Genomic DNA, 1625 nt, shown 5'->3' with positions numbered 1-1625 from the left:
CCATCAGATAGATCGTATCGGAATCCATTGGAATCCAAACTATTTTCCGATGCAAAATCGGCTGAAGATCACTCCCAGCAAGTCGTCCGAGGAAAACTCTCCGGTAATGCTGGACAGTTGCAGCTGTGCCAGGCGCAGCTCCTCGGCGAACAAGTCGAGCGACTGGTCGCTCTGGGCCGCGTGTTCGGCGGCCAGCTCCAGATGCCGGCGCGCCGAACGCAGTGCGATCAAGTGCCGCTCGCGCGCCAGAAACAGCGATTCGCCGGTCTGCTGCCAGCCGGCGATGCGCAGCAGTTCGGCGCGCAAGAGGTCAATGCCCTCGTGCTCCTGCGCCGACAAATAGACATGGGTCGCATCGTCCTGGGCATCGACCGAAGCCTTGTGGCCCGACAGGTCGATTTTGTTCCAGATGCGCACCACCGGTATGCCTTCAGGAAAGGCTGCCACGATATCCTCGTCGGCGCGCGCCGGCCCGATGCCCGCATCGAGCAAGTGCATGATCACGTCCGCCTTGCCCACCTCCAGCCATGTGCGTTTGATGCCGATGCGCTCGACGACGTCAACCGCATGGTCGATCACCCGGATGCCGGCGGTGTCGATGATATTAAGCGGGATACCCTCGATCTGAATGGTTTCGCTGACCTTGTCGCGCGTGGTGCCGGCCACCGGCGTGACGATGGCCACGTCGGCTCCGGCCAAGGCGTTGAGCAATGACGACTTGCCCACGTTGGGCTGGCCCACCAGCACCACGTTGAGTCCCTCGCGCAGCAGCGCGCCCTGGGCCGCCTTCTGGAACACCGCTTCCAGCGACGCGATGATCACGGCCAGCTGGCCGCGCGCGTCGGATTTTTCGAGGAAGTCGATTTCTTCTTCCGGGAAGTCGAGCGTGGCTTCGACGAGCATGCGCAGGCCGGTGGTTTGCTCGACCAGCGCATGGATGGTGCGCGAAAATTCGCCCGACAACGATTGCGTGGCCGAGCGCGCGGCCGCTTCCGTGGAGGCGTCGATCAGGTCGGCCACGGCTTCGGCCTGGGCCAGGTCGAGCTTGTCGTTGAGGTAGGCGCGGCGCGTGAATTCGCCCGGTTCGGCCAGGCGCAGGCCGGCGCCGGCGCCCGCCTCGAGCACGCGCGCGAGCAGCATTTGCAGCACCACCGGGCCGCCGTGGCCCTGCAGTTCGAGCACATCTTCGCCGGTGTAGGAATGGGGACCCTTGAAGTAGATCGCGATGCCCTGGTCGATGACCATGCCGTCGGCTTGCCGGAACGGCAGGTAGGTGGCGTGGCGCGGCGCCAGCGTCGCGCCCGGGAACAGCGCGACCAGCAGCGGCGCGAGCGACTTGCCGGAGGCGCGCACGACGCCGATGCCGCCGCGGCCCGGGGCGGTGGCGATGGCGGCGATGGGGGAGGTGTCGAGTTTCATGAGGGGATTGTAAGTTAGAAATGCAAAAGCCCGTGCGGGGCACGGGCTTGATTGTTGGCCCAACCAACATCGTCCCCGCGCACGCGGGGACCCATAGGACAGTTGCTCAGGTGAGCCGTTCTATGGGCCCCCGCGTACGCGAGGACCATGGGTGGGGGTTTAATTTTTGCGGTGGTCGCCGCCACCTAGAAAATAGTGGTAAAAAC

The 1625-nt window shown here is 64.6% G+C and carries 1 protein-coding gene; it reads right to left on the bottom strand.

Going from position 1 to position 1625, the window contains the following annotated elements:
• Positions 1-39: 39 nt before the first annotated feature.
• Complete coding sequence (gene mnmE, locus ACP7BV_RS26865) at positions 40-1419, bottom strand: tRNA uridine-5-carboxymethylaminomethyl(34) synthesis GTPase MnmE (RefSeq protein WP_426107955.1); 1380 nt, start codon at positions 1417-1419, stop codon at positions 40-42.
• Positions 1420-1625 lie beyond the last annotated feature (206 nt).

It is taken from the genome of Massilia sp. TSP1-1-2 (assembly GCF_049896185.1).
GTDB lineage: Bacteria > Pseudomonadota > Gammaproteobacteria > Burkholderiales > Burkholderiaceae_D > Telluria_A.
Note: the sequence above shows the minus strand (reverse complement) of the source record. Positions and strands in the feature narration are given on the sequence as shown.